At 63.6% G+C, this 247-nt stretch carries 1 pseudogene; it reads right to left on the bottom strand.

Annotation, left to right across the window (positions count from 1 at the left end):
* Positions 1-247, bottom strand: a pseudogene (locus EN993_RS38260) (hypothetical protein); the annotation flags it as partial.

Genomic DNA, 247 nt, shown 5'->3' on the forward strand with positions numbered 1-247 from the left:
GGGCCAGCGTCAGCAGCGCCTTGGCGCCGTCGCGCGCATCGATCATCATGCCACGTGGACCAAGGTTGCCGGCAATCCAGCCGCCGACCACCGGTTCGGCGGTCTTCCACATATTGAAAGCCGGGTCCGCCTCGGTGATGGTCAGCGTCACATAGTCGGGCAGTGAAATGCCGATCGGCCTCTCTTCGTAGAGCTGGACCGTCACCATCATGCCGTCCTGCAGGAACGCAGCACGATCGCCGACGAA

This window comes from Mesorhizobium sp. M7D.F.Ca.US.004.01.2.1, assembly GCF_003997785.1.
GTDB classification, from domain to species: Bacteria; Pseudomonadota; Alphaproteobacteria; order Rhizobiales; family Rhizobiaceae; genus Mesorhizobium; species Mesorhizobium loti.